The sequence below is a fragment of the Plantibacter sp. VKM Ac-2880 genome (genome assembly GCF_015351235.1).
Classification (GTDB): Bacteria; Actinomycetota; Actinomycetes; order Actinomycetales; family Microbacteriaceae; genus Plantibacter.
Genome location: NZ_JADKSJ010000002.1, coordinates 939,244 through 955,610 on the forward strand (window position 1 = coordinate 939,244; position 16,367 = coordinate 955,610).

Sequence of the window (16,367 nt, forward strand, 5' to 3'; positions counted from 1 at the left end):
GCGGAAGCGATCGACCCCCGGATGGTCCGGCTTGCGCGCGGACCATCCGGACGTCGACTACTGCTGGTAGGGGTTGTGCTGCTGCGGGTTCTGCGGGTTCTGCGGCTGCTGCCCGTAGGGCTGCTGCGGCGCAGGCTGGTGCTGACCCTGCTGGTGCTGACCGTGCTCCGACTGGCCGTGCTGCTGCGGCTGGTGCTGGCCCTGGTCGTGCTGACCGTGCTGGGCCTGACCCTGGCCGTGCTGGTCGTGCTGTCCCCGCGGAGCATCGGCGAGCCCCTCGGGTGCGACGAAGCGCGTCGCGAGCAGCGCACCGATCGTCAGGAAGCCGGCGAGCGTCACACCGTAGAGGAGCGGCGACAGGAAGCCCTGGTTGACGATGAACGTCGCGGTCCCGTACTGCTCGACCACGCCGCGCACGATCGTGACGATCAGCACGATGAGCATCATGACACCGGTGCCGACCGCGGCGGCGATGCCGACCGACTGCACCAGGTCCCGAGCTGTGCGGACCCGCGTCAGGGGGCGGACGAGGATCAGGATGAGCGCAGCGCCGGCACCCCACAGGGCGATGTTCACCAGGTTGGCGCCGAAGCTCAGGAGGACGTCACCGACGGGGAAGTACTCCGAGATGCTGAAGAAGGAGCCGATCAGACCCACGAGGGCGACGGCCGCGGCGATACCGCCCGCGATGCCCACTGAGATGAGTGCGAGACGGGTCTCGCGCGCCCGGGGGTTCGGAGCCTTCGGCTGAGCCTGCGCGTACTGCTGCTGCGGCTGGCCGTACTGGCCGGTCTGCGACTGACCGTACGGAGCTTGGGGTGCACCGTACTGGCCGGTGTGCTGCGGCTGGCCGTACTGACCGGTCTGCGACTGACCGTACTGGCCGGTCTCCTGGCCGTACTGGCCGGTGTGCTGCGTCGCGGCGGACTGGTCGTTCGGCTGACCGTACTGCCCCTGCTGCGGCTGACCCCACTGGCCACCCTGGTCACCGGACTGCGGCTGGCTCCACTGCCCCGCCTGCTGTGGCGCCGGCGTCTGCTGGCCGGTCTGGTTCCACTGCTGCTGGACGGGGTCCGGGTGCATCTCTCCGTACCGCGGCTGCTGCTGCTGGGACTGCTGCTGCTGGCCGTCGGCGACGAATGCCGGCGGATCGGACGGCGGGACGGACGTCGGCTGGTCCGACGGGACGTTCTGGGGCGCGTTGGGGTCGGTCATTCGTCCAGCATAGTGACCGACACACTTCGGACAATGGTCCGGACAACCGGGTTGACGCAGCCCGATCGACCGGGCTGCGTCACGCTCGAGGAACGATCAGACGGTCGGAACGCCGCCGTCGGCCTCCTGCGCGCGCGAGATGGCGACCATCTCCTCGCGAGGGACGACCTTGACGCGCGCCCGACCCTGCGGCTCGCCGAGGGCGATCTCGTGCTGATCGAGGAGGTGCCAGCCTTCGAGGTCCGTGTAGGCCACCCCGCGCGACTCGAGCAGGGCGACGACGGCCTCCTCCTCGGGCTCGGCCGGCGACCACCAGTCGGCCTGGTCGTTGATGACGTGGGCGACGGTCTCCATGGCATCCGACTTGGTGTGGCCGATGAGACCGACCGGCCCACGCTTGATCCACCCGGTCGCGTAGACCCCGGGGACGCGCTCGTTGCTCTCGGGGTGGAGCACCTTGCCCTCGTGGTTGGGGATGACACCGTGCCGTGCGTCGAAGGGCACGCCGGGCAGCGGGCTGCCGAAGTAGCCCACCGCGCGGTAGAGCGCCTGGATCGGGAGCTCACGGACCTCGCCCGTGCCCTCGACCCCGCCCTGGCCGTCCGGACGGGTGCGCTCGTACCGGAACGCCGCGACCTTGCCGGTGCCGTCGTCGACGAGCTCGAGCGGCTTCGCGTAGAAGTGCAGGTGCAGGCGACGGGACGCCTGCCCGACCTCGCGGGTGCGCCACTGCTGCAGGACGCGGTCGATGACCATGACCTGCTTGTTGCTCGCCACGGCCGCCTTGGACGCGTCGTCGTAGTCGAAGTCCTCGTCGTGGAGGATCATGTCGACGTCGTTGAGCTCGCCGAGTTCGCGCAACTCCAGCGGCGTGAACTTCACCTGCGCGGGCCCGCGACGACCGAAGACGTGCACGTCGGTCACGGGCGACTGCTGCAGACCCTCGTGGACGTTCGCCGGGATCTCCGTCGGCAGGAGGTCCTCCGGGTGCTTCGCGAGCATGCGGGCGACGTCGAGTGCGACGTTGCCGTTGCCGATGACGGCGATCGACTGCGCCTCGAGCGGCCAGGTGCGCGGGACGTCCGGGTGACCGTCGAACCAGCTGACGAACTCCGCGGCGCCGTAGGACCCGTCGAGGTCGATGCCCGGGATGTCGAGCGGGGCGTCCTCGACGGCTCCCGTGGAGAAGATGACGGCGTTGTAGTGGTGCTTGAGATCGTCGAGCGTGATGTCGACACCGAACCGCACGTTGCCGAAGATCCGGATGTCGCCGCGGTCGAGGACGTCGCGGAGGGCGTTGACGATGCCCTTGATCCGCGGGTGGTCCGGCGCGACGCCGTAGCGCACGAGTCCGTACGGGGCCGGAAGCTGCTCGAAGAGGTCGATGGAGACGTCGAACTTCCGTTCCGCCTTGAGGAGGATGTCCGCCGCGTAGATGCCTGCGGGTCCTGCGCCGACGATGGCCAGCCTGAGCTTGGTCACGGTGGTTCCTTTCGTGTCCCCGTGCGGGGTTCCGGGTCCGGCCGGAGGAACACTCCGACCGTGATGCGTACGCGTCGCGGACACCGTGCCACCCCGGTCGTGCCGGAGCGGCGTCGGCGTCAGCTCCTGCGGTCGACGATCGCCTTCGCGAAGTGCACGAGTGCCTTCTTCACCGAACCGTCGGGCAGCGGTGCGAGTGCGGCGATCGCCTCGTTGGCCCACTGCTGCGCCTCGGCGAACGTGCGTGCGGTGACGGCGTGGTCGCGCAGGGTGGCGACGAGGGCGGCGAAGCGGACCGGATCGTGGTCCGTCTCGGTGACCTCGGCGTCGAGTCGTGCGACGAGCGCCGCCGCCTCGGGGTCGGTCGCGGCCTCGCGACGCAGGTAGAGCATCGGGAGGGTGACGACACCGGCCCGGAGGTCGGTACCGGGCACTTTGCCCGTCTCCTCGGGCTGCGGCGAGAGGTCGATGACGTCGTCGATGAGCTGGAACGCGATGCCCACCTTCTCGCCGAACTCCACGACCGCGTTCTCGAACTCGGCCGGTGCATTCGAGAAGACGACCCCGCTGCGGGCGGCGGCGGCGATGAGCGAGCCGGTCTTGTCGGCGAGCACCTGGATGTAGTGCTCGACCTCGTCCTGCCCCTCGCGGGGTCCGGTCGTCTCGTGGAGCTGCCCGAGGACGAGGCGCTCGAAGGTGGCGGCCTGGATGCGGATCGCGCGCTCACCGAGGTCGGCCATGATCTGACTGGCCCGGGCGAACAGGAGGTCGCCGGTGAGGATGGCCGTGTTGTTCCCGAACACCTGGTGCGCACTGGGGACACCGCGGCGCTTGTCCGCGTCGTCCATGACGTCGTCGTGGTAGAGCGAGCCGAGGTGCGTGATCTCGATCGCCTCGGCCGCCTGCAGGACATCCTCGGTGATGCCGTCGCCGAGCTGCGCGATGAGCATGGTGAGGAGGGGGCGCACGCGCTTGCCGCCGGCCTCGAGCAGATAGCGGGCCGTCACGTCGACGAGGTCGTCGGTGAAGCCCAGCTGCTCCTCCAGCCCGATCTCGAGGCGTGCGACGCCGTCGTCGATCGTCCGGGCGAGCTTGCGGTCCGCTCCGGTCGCGAACATGCGTTCGGCAAGCCCGGCCTGGCTGGCCAGGCTGCTGACACGTCGGGTCGCGCTGGGATTCACAGCTCTAGCCTAGCCGGGGCAGCCCGCCGCCGGTGCCGGAGCGCTCGAATGCACGACCGCGGACAGCCGATTGACAGCTGTGGTCGGACCACAGCCCACGGATCAGCGGAGCCGCACACCTTCGGCATCATAGAACGCCAGGTGCGGGAACTCGTGCGCGAGGTCCAAGAGCATCGTGTACCCGTCAGTGTTGAGGGGCGGCCACGTCCAGGCGTCGACCCCGGCCGCCGCCGGCAGCGCGGCACGGAAGAGGCCCGCCTCGACGCCGGTACTGAGGTGCTTCGGCGGCACGACGACCAGGGCGATCCTCGCAGAGGGACCGGACGCTACGAACTGGAGCCGGGCTCCGGTGGCGTCGTCGCGCACGATGAACTCGCGCGTGCCAGGGGTGTCCGGCGGGATCTCGGTCGTGTCGTACCGCTCGTACGGCTTCGCGAACGCCGACTTCGCGCGCCTCGCGTTCAGGAGGATGACGACCAGCACGAGACCGACGATCGCGATGCCCCAGATCCACGGGCCGCCTGGCAGGGAGTCCAACATGCCACCAGTATGCCCGGCGTGGCTGGACGGGACCGGGTGATGCGTCCTTCGACAGGCTCAGGGACCGCCCTTCGACAAGCTCAGGGACCGGAGGGAGGCTCAGGGACCGCCCTTCGACAAGCTCAGGGACCGGAGGGAGGCTCAAGGGGCGGAGGTCAGGTGAGGCCGCCGTCGACGGAGCGGCCGTACTCGATCGGCTCCTCCGGCACGAGCACCTCGGTGTCGCGGTTGAGGCTCTCACCCCGGAAGAACGGACGGGAGGCCTTCCGCGTGTACCAGAGGAGCATGAGCACGAAGCCGAAGGCGAGCGACCCGACGCCGATCACGAACGTGCCACCGACGCCGAACAGCACCGTGTAGCCGTAGTCGACGTCGAACATGTCGATGCAGCTCTGCACGAAGGCGTAGGTGAGCATCAGCGCGCCGAGGAGCGGGAAGAGCCCCTTGAAGAAGAAGTCCTGCGCCGAGCGGAACAGCACCTTCCGGAAGTACCAGACGCAGGCGTAGCCGGTGATGCCGTAGTAGAACGCGATCGCGAGACCGAGCGAGAGGATCGAGTCCGCGAGGATGTTCTCGCTGACGAACGTCATGCCGACGTAGTACACGATCGCCACGATCCCCATCACGAGGGTCGAGAACGACGGCGTCTTGAACGTCGGGTGCACGGTCGAGAACCGCTTCGGCAGGGCGCTGTACGCCGCCATCGAGAGCGTCCCGCGAGCGGTGGGGAGGATCGTCGTCTGCGTCGAGGAGACCGCCGAGATCAGGACGGCGACGACGAGCACCCACGCCCACGGCCCGAGGACAAGGTCCTTGAGCGCGAGGAAGATGTCGTTCGCGTTGTCCTCGTTGCCGAGGCCCGTGCCGGTGTCACCGAGGCCGGCGTACGCCATGGCGGCCACCGTGACGGTGACGTAGGTGACGAGGAGGACCACCGTGGAGATGAGGGCCGCGCGACCGGGGATCTTCTGCGGGTCCTTCGTCTCCTCGTTGAGGGCGAGGCAGGTGTCCCAGCCCCAGTAGATGAACAGGGCGAGCAGGACGGCCTCGATGAAGCCGTGGTAGTCGGTGAAGGCGAACGGGTTGAACCAGTCGAGGGAGATCGGCGTCGCGTCGGGCGCCGTCCCGTTGGCGACCCCGATGAAGGCGAACACGGCGAACAGGACGAGCGCGAGGTACTGCACGGCCAGCAGGATGTTCTGGATCCGCTCGCCGAGCTCGATCCCGCGGTACGAGACCCAGGTCATGAGGGCGATGAAGACGACGCCGGTCGCCGTCACGAGCGGCACGTTCGAGGCGAGCGAGCCGTCACCGATGAGCAACCAGAGGTATTGTCCGGCGATCTGCGCGAGGTTGGCCAGCACGACGATGCCGGCGAGCGCGACGCCCCACCCGCCGATCCAGCCGGTGACGGGGTTGAAGGCCTTCGTCGCCCAGGTGAACGTGGTGCCGCAGTCCGGCACGTCGCGGTTCAACTCGCGGTAGGCGAAGGCGATGAACAGCATCGGGATGAAGGCCACGATGAAGGCGATCGGTGCCTGGGCCCCCACGGCGAGGACGACGAACCCGAGGGTCGCGACGAGCGAGTACACCGGAGCGGTCGAGGCCAGACCGATGATCACCGAGCCGAACAGCCCGAGCGTGCCGGTGGCGAGCCCCTTCCCGCCGGTGGGCGGCCCCGACTGCGAAGCGCGGTCCGTGTCCTGTGCTGTCATGACGGAACGGTAGGGCCGGGCGCACCCGCGTGTCAATGCTCCCGTTCGGGCGGGCACGACGGAATCCGTCGATCATCTCCCTCCTGGGCGGCGGGATCAGTACCGTTTCATCAATCGAGACGCGGGAACACGCGGATCGATCGGTCGATCAGGCGGGCTTCACTCCACGGTGCAGGGCGACGATCCCGCCGGTGAGGTTGCGGTAGGCGACGTGCTCATATCCCGCCTCGCGCAGCCAGGCGGCGAGCTCCGGCTGGGTCGGCCAGGCGCGGATCGAGTCGTTGAGGTAGGTGTAGGCCTCGGCGTTGGACGACGCGACACCGGCGACGATCGGCATGACCTGCTCGAGGTAGAGGTTGTACGCGGCCCGCATCGGGGCGAACGTCGGCGTCGAGAACTCGCAGATGACGATCCGGCCACCGGGCTTCGTGACGCGGAGCATCTCGGCGAGCGCGTCCTTCGGACGGACGACGTTGCGCAGGCCGAAGGAGATGGTCGTGGCGTCGAACTCCTCGTCCGCGAAGGGCAGCGCGGTGGCGTCCGCTTCCACGAACTGGATGTCGGAGCGGTCGGCGTACTTCTCGCGCCCGACGGCGATCATGCCGGGCGAGAAGTCGGCGGCGACGACCTCGGCACCGTTGCGTGCGAGAGCCGCTGAGGACGTGCCGGTCCCCGCGGCGAGGTCGAGGATGCGCTCACCGGCCGCCGGCCCGACGGCGCGGGTGGTGGCGATCCGCCAGAGGGCGTCGTTCCCGATGGAGAGGACCGCGTTCATGCGGTCGTACTTCGTCGAGACGTCGTCGAACATGGCCGAGACCTGCTCGGGCTGCTTGGAGAGGTCGGCGCGGTTCACCCCTCCATCCTACGTCCGCCGCCCTGGGAGCCGGCCGTTCCAGCGCGGCTCCCAGGGACGTGCTCAGTAGGCGATGCGTCCATGCCGACTGTGGAACTCACCGGTGGGTCCGTCCGGACCGAGGAGCGCGAGCGCCACCGTGGCGTCCGTGCCCTCGCCGCGGCTCACGTCGCGCATGCCCGCGTAGACGGTGTGGCCCGCTTCGAGAGGTCGGCGGGCGGTCTCGAGACCGAGGCTCTTGTTGGCCCCGGTGATCAGTGTGGTGGTCATGCGTCCATGTTGGGCCCGTGGCCACCGACCCACCAGGCCCCCGTCGACAGGAGGACCCGCAGTACCACGATGCGGGACGCCACCGGGGGCACAATGGCGGGATGCATGAATTCGCGGGCGTACTCCGGGCCTGGCGCGAGCGTGTCTCGCCCGCCGAGGTGGGCCTCCCGGCCGGTCCGGTGCGACGCACCGCGGGCCTGCGGCGTGAGGAACTGGCCGCACTGGCGGGGATCAGCGTGGACTACATCGTCCGACTCGAGCAGGGCCGCGCCAGGAACCCGTCGCCGCAGCTGCTGCGCGCGCTGGCCGTCGCCCTCGGTTGTCGGATCAGGAACGCGACCACCTCTACCGGGTCGCCGGGGCGGCACCACCCGCGGCCGGCGTCGTCCCCCGGCACATCGGCCCCGGTGTCCAGCGCATCGTCGACCGCCTGGCCGACGTCCCGCTGGCGGTGTTCTCCGCAGCCCACGACATCCTCCTCTGGAACCCGCTGTGGGCCGCGGTGAACGGCGATCCCTCCGCGCTCAGCGCCCCGGACCGCAACCTCGTGTGGCGGTACTTCACGTCCGGCCACGAGGGGACCGACTTCGACGAGCAGCACGAGGAGGAGTTCGCGAGCGACCTGGCCGCCGACCTCCGCGCCGCCGTGGGCCGGTACCCCCACGACGATGAACTCAGCCGTCTCGTCGCGCGGCTCCGGTCGGTCTCGGCCGAGTTCGAGCGACGCTGGTCCGAAGTCAGGGTCGCGGAGCATCGGGCGAGCCGCAAGACGGTCACCCGCACCGCGGTCGGCCCCATCACCGTCGACTGCGACGTCCTGTCCACCCCGGGCGCCGACCTGCGCATCGTCGTCTACACGGCGGCCCCGGGCAGTCGGGACGCCGGGAAACTCACCCTCCTCGGCGTGACCGGCCTGCAGGAACTCGCCCCGTCGGCCGGTTGACCGCGGGCCGAGACCGGCGTGACCGGACGGGGTCGAGTGCGCGCCGTGGACGGGGAGGGACGGCCCGCCCACAGGCGTAGGGTTGAACGGTGACCATTCCCCCGACCTCGTCACTGGTCGCCCAGACCGTCGCCATCGACGACCCGCGCCAGCTCCTCCCCTTCGCCGACCAGACGTCCCCGCTCCTCTGGGTACGGAAGGGCCACGGCCTGGTCGGACTCGGCGAGGCGCTGCGACTCGAGTTCTCGGGCCCCGACCGCTTCGCGAGCGCCGCAGCCGCATGGCGCGAGGTGTGCGCCGCCGCGGACGTCACCGACGAGGTGCGACGACCCGGCACCGGCCTCGTCGCCTTCGGGACGTTCGCGTTCGACGACGAGTCCGCCGCGACGAGCGTCCTGATCGTGCCACGCACCATCATCGGCCGGTACGCCGACGCCAGCTTCATCACGCGCGTCCGACTCAGCGGGGACGCCGACGACGTCGAACCCCACACCACCGGGTACGGCCCGGAGTACCGCATCCAGCTGGTCCCCGGCGAGCAGTCCCGCGACGGCTACGTCAGCGCGGCGGAGCAGGCGATCGCCCGCATCCAGGCCGGCGAGCTGAGTAAGGTCGTGCTGGCTCGCGACCTCACCGGACACCTCCCGGCCGAGGCCGACCGCCGCCGGGTCCTCCACGACCTCGCCCTCGGGTACCCCGACTGCTGGACCTACGCGGTCGACGGGTTCATCGGCTCCAGCCCGGAGACGCTCGTGCGGGTGGACCGTGGAGCCGTCTCGGCCCGCGTCCTCGCCGGAACGATCTCACGCGGGCTCGACGCCGACGGCGACCGCGATCAGGCACTCGCGCTCGCGACGAGCCGGAAGGACCAGGACGAACACCGGTTCGCCGTCCGCTCGGTGCTGTCCGCCCTCCGGGAGCACAGCCCGGAGCTGCGGAGCGGCGAGACGCCGTTCACCCTGAAGCTGCCGAACCTCTGGCATCTCGCGACGGACATCGAGGGCCGCCTGTCCGACGGCTCCTCGTCGCTCGACCTCATGGACGGCCTCCACCCGACGGCCGCCGTCGCCGGCACGCCGACCCGCGACGCGGTCGCGCTCATCCGCGAGCTCGAACCGTTCGACCGCGGCCGCTACGCCGGACCGGTCGGCTGGGTCGACGCCTCGGGCGACGGCGAGTGGGCGGTCGCCCTGCGCTGCGCGCAGATCGCTCCCGACGGCGACATCACGGCGCACGCGGGGTGCGGCATCGTCGCCGACTCCGACCCGACGTCCGAGCTCCTGGAGACGAAGATGAAGTTCCGCCCGATCGTCGAGGCCTTCGGCTGAGCCGAGGCCGCGCGCGTCAGCTCGCCGCGAGCCTCGCCTGTTCGACGGCGATGTCGTAGTCGGCCTCCGGCCACTGCGGGTCGATGTCCTCGAGGGCGTCGAGGAGCAGACGCTGCACGGCGATCCGCGCGTACCATTTGCGGTCCGCCGGCACGACGAACCAGGGGGCGGCGTCGGTGCTCGTCCGCTCGAAGGCCGTCTGGTACGCCTCCTGGTAGGCCGGCCACAGTTCCCGCTCGTCCACATCGCCCGGGTTGTACTTCCAGTACTTGTCCGGCCGCTCGAGACGCTCCGCGAGACGAGCCTTCTGCTCGTCGGAGCTGATCTGCAGCATGACCTTCACGATGCGCGTGCCGCCAGCGACGAGCCTCGCCTCGAAGTCGTTGATCGCCCCGTAACGGCGCTCGATCTCCGCCGGTTCCGCCAGCTGCCGAACCCGGCCGATGAGGACGTCCTCGTAGTGTGAGCGGTCGAAGACCCCGATCTGTCCGGGCATCGGGATCTGGGACTCGACCCGCCAGAGGAAGTCGTGGGCGCGCTCCTCCTCCGTCGGCTTCTTGAAGGCGTGATGGTGCACCCCCTGCGGATCGACGGAGCCGACGACGTGCTTGACGATGCCGCCCTTGCCGGCCGTGTCCATCGCCTGCAGGACGAGCAGCACGGCGTCCGGGGCTCCCTGCGTGCTCGCCGCGAAGAGCCGCTCCTGCAGCTCGGACAGCTCGGGCACGCCGGCGGCCAGCTCGGGCACCCCCTGGCGCTTGTCACCGTCGAACCCGGGCGTCGACGCGGGGTCGACGTCAGCGAGCAGGAAGCCCTCCCCCACGCGGAGCGTGTCTCGAGGGGGTGCCGTCCAGGTCGATGCGTGCTTCGATGCGCTCATCCGCCCATTGTGGCCGGACCGCGGCTCGGAAGTCGACCCTCCCGCGGCAGGCTGGGTCAGGCTCGCGGCAGCGGTACCTCGATGAGGACGGGCCCGGTCACCGGCGCGGTGAACGCCTGGTCGAGCTCCGCCCGGGTCGTCGCCGAGCGGTACTTCCAGCCGTACGCGGCCGCGAGCGACTCCAGGCGGACCCGCTGCGGCGTGTACTGCACCCGGTCGAACAGCTCGCTCGGCGCACTCCGTGCGACTTCGAGCCCGTCGAAGATGGTGCCGCCGCCGTCGTTCCCGACGATCACCTGCAGGCGCGGCGCGATGCCGTCCTCGAGGAGCAGCGCGCCGACGTCGTGGAGGAACGCGAGGTCGCCGAGGAGCACGCGCGTGACACCGGGTCCGCCGTCGGCCTGGCTCGCCAACGCGATGCCGGTGGCGGTCGCGATGGTGCCGTCGATCCCGGCGAGGCCACGATTGGCATGCACACGGATCTTTCGTCCAGGGACCAGCCCGTCGGCGACCCTGATGAGCCGCGACGCACCGACGACGAGGCGGTCGTGCGGCCAGGTGGCACGCCAGACGGCGTCGACGAGGACCTCGCGGGTCACCGGGAGCCGGACGGCGTCGAGCTCGGCCCGCACCGAGGCGAGGCGCTCGGACGGCGTCGTCGAATGCAGGCCGGCGAGGTCGGGTGCTGCGGGCGACGGGTCCACGACCCGCTCTCGGGATCCGACGACCCAGGCACCGAGCCAGGCGCGGTCGGCGGGACCAGGCTCGACGGTGACCGAGGAGACGATGTGGTCGGCACGGCGCCCGGGGTTGTAGACCTCGGCTCCTGCGGGGGCGACGACGATCGTCTCGACCGCGTCCTGCTGCAGGAGGAGCGGGACCTCACGGCTGAGCGTCGGGTGGCCGAACACGACGACCCGCTCGACCGCCTCGCGGTAGTCGTCCTCCCGCAGCAGCTCGCGGTAGGCGGCGATGACCTGGCGTCCGAACCTGGCTCCGCTCGAGACCTCGGCGATGAGCGGCCAGCCACCGTCGGCCGCCAGCTGCTCGGCCGCCGGGCCGGCGTCGTGCCCGGCGACCACCAGGGTCCTCGGTCCACGCTCCAGCACGAGCCGGGGACGTCCTGGGTAGCGCGGGTGGTCGTCGGCTGTGACACTCGGGCCGGCCGTCGGCTCGGCCTCGGCGTCTGCATCCGGCTCCGGCTCGAAGGCACCGGACAGCGGCTCGCGGTACGCGAGATCGAGGTGGACCGGACCGGGATCGAGGATGCCCGTCGCCGCGTCGTAGGCCTCGCGTGCGAGCTCGCGCGCCGCTCGCTGCTCACCCTCGGCACCCGTCGGGGCCTCGGTGACCACGGCGAGGCGTGTCGCGGAACCGTAGAGGTCGTCCTGCCGCGTCGTCTGGTTCGCGCGGACCCCGTGGGCCTCGATCGGCCGGTCGGCGGTGAGGACGATCAGCGGCACGCGCGACTGGTGCGCCTCGAGGACGGCGGGGTGCAGGTTCGCGGTCGCGGTCCCGGAAGTGGTGATCACGACGGCCGGCCGGCCACTCTCCACGGCCAGTCCCAGCGCGAGGAATCCGGCGACCCGTTCGTCGATCCGCACGTGCAGGGCGATCCGTCCCGCGGCCGCGAGTTCCGCCGCCGCAAGCGCGAGGGCCTGCGAGCGCGACCCTGGGCACACCACGATGTCGGAGACGCCGGCGGCCACGAACGCCCCGAGGAGCGCCGACGCGGATGCGCTCGCCGGGCTCGCCGAAGCGGCCGAGCCGACGGGCTCGGGTGCTGCGGGCGGGGTCACGAGGCGCTCGGTGCGCCGGGCGGCTTCCGACCGGGGCCGTCGTCAGGGGTGTCGGACTCGGGTGCCGGGTCGTCGTGGGAGCCGCTTCCGGTACCGGTGCCACCGGGTTCATCGTCGAAGCGCTTCAGCTCGTCTTCGAGATCGCGGATGCGCTTCGCCTGGTTGCGTTCGGCATCGAGCTTCTTGAGGAAGTCGGGGTCGTCGTCGGGAGCGGAGCCGCGTGGCGCCGCCTTCGGGGCGCGGACCCGGCCGATGATCCACCAGAGCAGGCCACCGATGACCGGCAGCAGGAGGATGGCGATGATCCACGACGGCTTCGAGATGCCCCGGACGCGGTCTCGCGGCATCGTTGCGCAGTCCACCACCGAATACACGATGAAGACGACTGCCGCGACGGCGAGGCCGATCCAGAGACGAACCATGTCTCCATCGTAAACGCCAGGTGACGTGATTGCCTGGGGTTGCCTTCAGGGACGACGCCTAGACTTGACTGGTGAATCGCGTTCCCGCCGCCGTCCGGTACACCGTGCTCCGCCTGCTGGCGTTCGCGGTGCCGCTCCTGCTCCTCGTCTTCCTCACGGGCCTGCAGCCCTGGATCGCCGCGATCATCGCCGCGATCATCGGGCTCTGCGTCTCCTATATCTTCCTGCGCACCCCGCGCGAGACGGTGGCGCAGGAGCTCTTCGCCCGCCGGCACGGCGACAAGCCGGTGCCGCACGACGACGAGGACGCCGAGGACGCGGCGCTCGACGCCGACACCGTGCGCACCCCCGGAGCCGAGGATGCCACGACCGCAGAAGCACCCGCGGCGTCGACGCCTGAGGAGCAGCAGGGGCGCTAGCGTCCGGACCGCGTCAGGCGGCGATGCCCGGGGTGTAGAAGAACGCCAGGCCGAGCACCACGCCGAACACGAGCTGCACGAGTCCCGTCAGCTTGAGCGCGAGGATCTGCTCCTTCGCGGTCGTCGAGAACAGCACGATCACGCACGCGGGGAGTGCGGCGAGCAGGCCGAACATCGCGAGCCACGCGACCGGGTAGAAGAGCGCGAGGAACCCGGCGATGACGAACGGCACGAGCAGCAGGACGCAGTAGAGCACCTTCGACGCGATGCGGCCGATGAAGGTGGACAGCGTGCGCTTACCGACCGCCTTGTCCTGTTCGAGATCGCGGAGGTTGTTGACGACGAGCGCCGCGCAGGCGATGAGGCCGGCACCGATCGCGCCGAACCACGCCTCCTGATTGAGCCGACCGACCTGCACGAACGTCGTGCCGAGCGTGGCGACGAGGCCGAAGAAGACGAACACGAAGACCTCGCCGAGCGCGAAGTACCCGTAGGGGCGCTTGCCTCCGGTGTAGAACCAGGCCGCGATGATCGCGACGGCGCCGACGAGCAGCAGCCACCAGAACTGGGTGAGGATCGTGAGGACGATGCCGGCCACCGCGGCGATGCCGAAGAACACGAGCGCGACGGCGAGGACGGCCTTGGGCTTCGCCGCGCCGGAACCGGTCAGGCGGCTCGGGCCGACCCGCTGGTCGTCCGTGCCGCGGACCCCGTCGGAGTAGTCGTTGGCGTAGTTGACGCCGATCTGCAGCGCGAGGGCGACGACGAGGCAGAGCAGCGCACGGACCGGGTGGTAGACGCCGGGGCCGGCGATGATCGACGCGGCACCGGTACCGATGAGGACGGGTGCGACCGCCATCGGGAGCGTGCGGATCCGCGCGGCTCCGACCCAGTCGCGGAACGTCGCCGGCTTCGCGAGCGGGACCTTGCGCCCGCCGCCACGCGCCGGGTTGCCGGATCGTCCACCGTTCGCCCCGCGTCCCGCGGTCGGGCGCTGTGCGGACGTCTTCTGCTGTTTCGGCGCTGCCGGCCGTGCTCCATGTGCCACGACGGCGAGTCTACCCGCGGAGCCCTCCGGCGGATCTCGTCACAGTGCGCCGGCCGCCTGGAGGGTCTGGAGGACGGCCGGAGCGATGTGCTCGGCGAAGGCCGGTGTCAGGTGCACCCGGTCGTACTTCGTCGGGGTCGTCCCGGCGAAGGCCGGGCACACGCCGTCGACGCAGCTGAAGGGTAACGATGAGATGAACCGCTCACCCGCTGCCGCCGCGGCCGACTCCGAGGCGGTCGCGAAGTCGGTCCATGCGGCGTCCACCCCGACGGCACAGTCCTGCGGGCTTGAGACCCGCGAGTAGCAGGATCCGAGCTCGGCACCGAGCGGCGGTGGCGCGAGGAGCACGACCCGGCCGGGGACCTGGTACGCGGTCGTCTCGGCGAGCGTCGACGCGACCATCGCCGTCGCGTCCAGGGCGCGTCCGTCGGTCGAGCGGCCGTCGGTGAACGCGTTCGAGACGATCACGAGGTCGGGCTGGTCCGCGGCGATGCGCTCGGCGATGTCGTGCTTCCGGGTCGGACAGTCGTCCATGACGCCCGCGCCGCTGTTCTGGACGAGGTCCTGCGTGAAGCGGCACCCGTACAGCCCGATCGTGGTGATCCGCAACGCACCGCCGCTCTGGTCGGCGATCGCTCGGAACGCCGGGGCGTAGGCGAGCGCCGTCGAGTCGCCGACGAGGTACACGTGCTTCGGGGCACCGGCATCACCCCAGGTGCAGGACCCCGCGTCGGGTGTCGCGCCGATGTCGAAGCACGCCCGCGCCGGATTCGTGCTCGAGGTCGCACCGATCGCGTCGTCGAGGCTCGGCGACAGGTCGTCCGGCCAACTCGTCGCGTCAGCCGCGAGCTGCAGCTCCCCCGCGATGCTCTGCAACGGATCCCCCACCGGTGCAGCCACGGCCGCCGGCCCTCCGGCGGCCACCGGCATGCGCAGTGCGGGCCCGAGCACGATGACGGCCGATCCGGCGACGATCACCAGGCCGACGGCCGAGTACAGGAACTGCTGACCGAACCGGTCCCGCCACGCGGTCCAGGCAGCCGCCCGACCCTCGGGGTCGCCGCGGAACGTGCCGACGAGCGGCGTCCGATGCAGCGGCTGCTCCACGAGCAGGAAGGACAGGACGGAGATGCAGCCGATGAGCGCGAGCATCCCGGGGACCGTGCTCAGGGCTGTGCCGGGCACAAGCATCGGGACGAACACGAGGATCGGCAGGTGCCAGAGGTAGACGGAGTACGAGATGGCCCCGAGACCGCGGCTCAGCGGGTTGGCGAGGGGGAACATCCACCGGGAGTAGGCCGGCCCGGCTCCGGTCCCGGCGGCGATCAGCAGCAGCGCCGACGCGACGGGGGCGAGCGCCCAGGGCCCGGGGAAGCCGATCGACCCGGTGATCAGCAGGGCGGATGCGACGACTCCGGCGAGCCCCGCCCACCCGGCGATCACCCGGATCGCCATCGGGAGGCGTGCGAGCACCGGGGCGCAGACGGCCAGGAGCGCGCCGGCCGCGAGCTCCCAGACGCGCGCGCCGGTCGCGAAGTAGGCGGCCTGCGGTGCCGCCGCGGACTGCCAGACGGCGAAGGCGAACGACGCCGAGACGATCAGGACGAGCACGATCCCGACGACGACGCGCGAGCGGAGCACCGGTCTGGCACCCTTGGCCGCGACGGCCAGGAGGATGAGGAGGAGCAGCGGCCAGACGAGGTAGAACTGCTCCTCGATGGAGAGCGACCAGAAGTGCTGCAGCGGGGACGCCGCGTCCGTGGCGTGGAAGTAGTCGGTGCCCGACGCCTCGAACCGCCAGTTGGACACCAGCAGGGCGGCCGACACCGCGTCCCACCAGGTCGACGTCGCCCTCGGGGTGTTGAACAGCCACGACGCCAGGGCGGTGGTCGCGGCGAGGACCACGAGCGCTGCGGGCAGGATCCGTTTGATCCGCCGACCGAAGAAGGCCGGCAGCGAGATGCGCCCGGACCGCTCGTGCTCACGGAGCAGCAGGCCGGTGATCAGGAACCCGGAGATCACGAAGAAGACGTCGACACCGATGAAGCCACCGGTCGGCCATCCGGTCGCGTGTGCGAGCACGACGGCGGTCACCGCGAGGGCCCGCATGCCCTGGATGTCGGCGCGGAACGCCGCCGTCGGCCTGGCGGGCGTGGTGCCCATGTCGCTCGTCGTTGTCACCTGTCGTCGTCCCCCGGCTGCGGCCTCTCGTCGACGCGCATGGGAGAGCTTGCCGTATGCGAGAACCACTCGCAAACCACCGCCACGCCAC

At 70.8% G+C, this 16,367-nt stretch carries 15 protein-coding genes and 1 pseudogene; 4 read left to right on the plus strand and 12 right to left on the minus strand.

From position 1 onward, the window contains the following. Positions 1-57 precede the first annotated feature (57 nt). The 7 genes from ITJ57_RS16430 to ITJ57_RS19875 form a co-directional block, all read right to left on the minus strand. Positions 58-1,215, minus strand: a complete 1,158-nt coding sequence (locus tag ITJ57_RS16430) for a hypothetical protein (protein WP_194671092.1) — start codon at positions 1,213-1,215, stop codon at positions 58-60. Between the two features lie 96 nt (positions 1,216-1,311). Continuing rightward, the gene (locus ITJ57_RS16435; RefSeq protein ID WP_194671093.1) at positions 1,312-2,697 is read right to left on the minus strand and encodes an FAD-dependent oxidoreductase; all 1,386 of its coding nucleotides are present in this window, start codon (positions 2,695-2,697) and stop codon (positions 1,312-1,314) included. A gap of 119 nt (positions 2,698-2,816) precedes the next feature. Further along, positions 2,817-3,878, minus strand: coding sequence for a polyprenyl synthetase family protein (locus ITJ57_RS16440; RefSeq protein WP_056776705.1), 1,062 nt, complete (start codon positions 3,876-3,878; stop codon positions 2,817-2,819). Between the two features lie 102 nt (positions 3,879-3,980). Further along, the gene (locus ITJ57_RS16445) at positions 3,981-4,418 is read right to left on the minus strand and encodes a hypothetical protein (protein ID WP_194671094.1); all 438 of its coding nucleotides are present in this window, start codon (positions 4,416-4,418) and stop codon (positions 3,981-3,983) included. Between the two features lie 155 nt (positions 4,419-4,573). Further along, complete coding sequence (locus ITJ57_RS16450) at positions 4,574-6,133, minus strand: APC family permease (RefSeq protein ID WP_194671095.1); 1,560 nt, start codon at positions 6,131-6,133, stop codon at positions 4,574-4,576. A gap of 148 nt (positions 6,134-6,281) precedes the next feature. Continuing rightward, complete coding sequence (locus ITJ57_RS16455; RefSeq protein ID WP_228507532.1) at positions 6,282-6,941, minus strand: class I SAM-dependent methyltransferase; 660 nt, start codon at positions 6,939-6,941, stop codon at positions 6,282-6,284. A 108-nt stretch (positions 6,942-7,049) separates the two neighbouring features. Further along, on the minus strand, positions 7,050-7,256 hold the full coding sequence (locus ITJ57_RS19875) for a hypothetical protein (protein ID WP_194671097.1): 207 nt from the start codon (positions 7,254-7,256) through the stop codon (positions 7,050-7,052). Positions 7,257-7,357: 101 nt separating this feature from the next. Here ITJ57_RS19875 and ITJ57_RS19510 point away from each other — a divergent pair. From ITJ57_RS19510 to ITJ57_RS16470, 3 genes and pseudogenes are all read left to right on the plus strand, one after another. Then, a pseudogene (locus ITJ57_RS19510) lies at positions 7,358-7,525 on the plus strand (helix-turn-helix domain-containing protein); the annotation flags it as partial. Between the two features lie 50 nt (positions 7,526-7,575). Next, positions 7,576-8,199 (plus strand): transcriptional regulator, encoded by a 624-nt coding sequence (locus tag ITJ57_RS16465; RefSeq protein ID WP_228507307.1) that lies wholly within the window; start codon positions 7,576-7,578, stop codon positions 8,197-8,199. An 89-nt stretch (positions 8,200-8,288) separates the two neighbouring features. Then, complete coding sequence (locus ITJ57_RS16470) at positions 8,289-9,527, plus strand: isochorismate synthase MenF (RefSeq protein WP_370582463.1); 1,239 nt, start codon at positions 8,289-8,291, stop codon at positions 9,525-9,527. 16 nt (positions 9,528-9,543) lie between these two features. Here the strand turns inward: ITJ57_RS16470 and ITJ57_RS16475 are convergent, their stop codons facing one another. Genes ITJ57_RS16475 through ITJ57_RS16485 form a run of 3 tightly spaced genes read right to left on the minus strand, consistent with a single transcriptional unit; the run spans position 9,544 to position 12,628 of the window. Further along, the gene (locus ITJ57_RS16475) at positions 9,544-10,407 is read right to left on the minus strand and encodes a polyphosphate kinase 2 family protein (protein WP_194671098.1); all 864 of its coding nucleotides are present in this window, start codon (positions 10,405-10,407) and stop codon (positions 9,544-9,546) included. Between the two features lie 56 nt (positions 10,408-10,463). Next, positions 10,464-12,206, minus strand: coding sequence for a 2-succinyl-5-enolpyruvyl-6-hydroxy-3-cyclohexene-1-carboxylic-acid synthase (menD, locus tag ITJ57_RS16480; RefSeq protein WP_194671099.1), 1,743 nt, complete (start codon positions 12,204-12,206; stop codon positions 10,464-10,466). Further along, on the minus strand, positions 12,203-12,628 hold the full coding sequence (locus ITJ57_RS16485; RefSeq protein ID WP_194671100.1) for a PLD nuclease N-terminal domain-containing protein: 426 nt from the start codon (positions 12,626-12,628) through the stop codon (positions 12,203-12,205). Before ITJ57_RS16485 ends, menD begins: the two co-directional genes overlap by 4 nt. Positions 12,629-12,699: 71 nt before the next feature. Between ITJ57_RS16485 and ITJ57_RS16490 the strand changes: the two genes are divergently transcribed. Then, entirely contained in the window at positions 12,700-13,047 is a 348-nt protein-coding gene (locus tag ITJ57_RS16490) for a DUF4229 domain-containing protein (protein WP_370582464.1), read from the plus strand. Positions 13,048-13,060: 13 nt separating this feature from the next. Here ITJ57_RS16490 and ITJ57_RS16495 read toward each other — a convergent pair whose 3' ends face one another. Together ITJ57_RS16495 and ITJ57_RS16500 are read right to left on the minus strand one after the other, a co-directional pair. Continuing rightward, positions 13,061-14,095 carry a 1,4-dihydroxy-2-naphthoate polyprenyltransferase gene (locus ITJ57_RS16495; protein ID WP_194671101.1) on the minus strand — a complete coding sequence of 345 codons (1,035 nt, stop codon included), beginning with the start codon at positions 14,093-14,095 and terminating at the stop codon, positions 13,061-13,063. Positions 14,096-14,134: 39 nt separating this feature from the next. Next, on the minus strand, positions 14,135-16,258 hold the full coding sequence (locus tag ITJ57_RS16500; RefSeq protein WP_194671102.1) for an acyltransferase family protein: 2,124 nt from the start codon (positions 16,256-16,258) through the stop codon (positions 14,135-14,137). Positions 16,259-16,367: the final 109 nt, after the last annotated feature.

What these genes read in the sequence shown, in the direction of transcription:
- ITJ57_RS16430 (WP_194671092.1), bottom strand. Translation starts at nt 1,215, where the DNA reads ATGACCGACCCCAACGCGCCCCAGAACGTCCCGTCGGACCAGCCGACG.
- ITJ57_RS16445 (WP_194671094.1), bottom strand. Translation starts at nt 4,418, where the DNA reads ATGTTGGACTCCCTGCCAGGCGGCCCGTGGATCTGGGGCATCGCGATC.
- ITJ57_RS16450 (WP_194671095.1), bottom strand. Translation starts at nt 6,133, where the DNA reads ATGACAGCACAGGACACGGACCGCGCTTCGCAGTCGGGGCCGCCCACC.
- ITJ57_RS16455 (WP_228507532.1), bottom strand. Translation starts at nt 6,941, where the DNA reads ATGTTCGACGACGTCTCGACGAAGTACGACCGCATGAACGCGGTCCTC.
- ITJ57_RS19875 (WP_194671097.1), bottom strand. Translation starts at nt 7,256, where the DNA reads ATGACCACCACACTGATCACCGGGGCCAACAAGAGCCTCGGTCTCGAG.
- ITJ57_RS16475 (WP_194671098.1), bottom strand. Translation starts at nt 10,407, where the DNA reads ATGAGCGCATCGAAGCACGCATCGACCTGGACGGCACCCCCTCGAGAC.
- ITJ57_RS16485 (WP_194671100.1), bottom strand. Translation starts at nt 12,628, where the DNA reads ATGGTTCGTCTCTGGATCGGCCTCGCCGTCGCGGCAGTCGTCTTCATC.
- ITJ57_RS16500 (WP_194671102.1), bottom strand. Translation starts at nt 16,258, where the DNA reads ATGGGCACCACGCCCGCCAGGCCGACGGCGGCGTTCCGCGCCGACATC.